This is a genomic window from Methylobacterium sp. WL116 (assembly GCF_008039455.1).
GTDB lineage: Bacteria > Pseudomonadota > Alphaproteobacteria > Rhizobiales > Beijerinckiaceae > Methylobacterium.
Genome location: NZ_VRUV01000957.1, coordinates 1 through 875 on the forward strand (window position 1 = coordinate 1; position 875 = coordinate 875).

The following is an 875-nucleotide window of genomic DNA, read 5'->3' on the forward strand; positions in this document are numbered from 1 at the left end:
CGTGTCGGGGCCGCGATGGGGGCGACGGGCGCCGGCGCCGCGCCGATCACGCGGCGCTTCACCGTCTCGACCACGACCTGCTTGGAGCGGCCGTGGGAGAAGCTCTGGCGCACGGTCCCCTGTTCGATCGGACGCTTCAAGGAAAGCGGCTTCGCAGGAGTCTTGCTCAGAGTCTTGTCGCCCGGATTATTCGTATCGCTCATTCAGCCTGAACCCTGAGGGTTTCCATCGTCGCGTGAACCGGCAACCCGCGGAGCGCCGGCCTGATCCGTCACGGCATCGTCTTGCAGAGGGGGAGCATCCCCGCCGTATCCGGCGGATCCGCGCTCCTCGATCGCCGCGGCGACGCCCTCGAAGGAGCGTAGCCGACGCCAACGCGCCAGGCAGCCGGCGGCCCCGACTCCTGCGACGAGCGCAGCGTGTATCACATGATCCCGACCCAAGGCCATGTCCAATTCGTCTTCGGACAAGTCGTCAACGATCGGTATGCGGGATATGGCATCGCCGTGCCGCCGGTGCAATGCCGCCGCGATCTTGCGGCGACCGTCGGGCGCGGCGTCTGACGCATGGATCACGGCAGCGACGCGCGGCTGCGCGCCGATCGCCGCCTCGACCTTGGTGAAGCCGGTCACGATGCAGCCGGCCTTGTTGGCCAACGCGATCGCCTGCCGCAGGTCGGCCCGCAACCCCTCGGCGATCCGGTCGGGCAGGTCGGCCGAGGCGGTCGCGCCTTGCGTCTTGAACGCCCGGTTGAACGCCCGCTTCCTCACGGCCGTCGCGACGTCCTCGCGGCGCGCGCTGACCCAGGCGCCGCGGCCAGAACGTGCGCCTGGCCTCGCAGCTCACCGGCTGGGACATCGACATCCTGACCGAGG

1 protein-coding gene and 1 pseudogene are annotated in these 875 nt (G+C 69.6%); both read right to left on the reverse strand.

Features of this window, described 5'->3' with window-relative positions; genetic code table 11:
• Positions 1–203: translation initiation factor IF-2 associated domain-containing protein (locus tag FV223_RS28745; RefSeq protein ID WP_147730011.1), on the reverse strand; the 203-nt coding region annotated here is incomplete at its 3' end.
• Positions 204–818 (reverse strand): annotated as a pseudogene (locus FV223_RS28750) (DUF448 domain-containing protein); the annotation flags it as partial.
• Between the last annotated feature and the right edge of the window lie 57 nt (positions 819–875).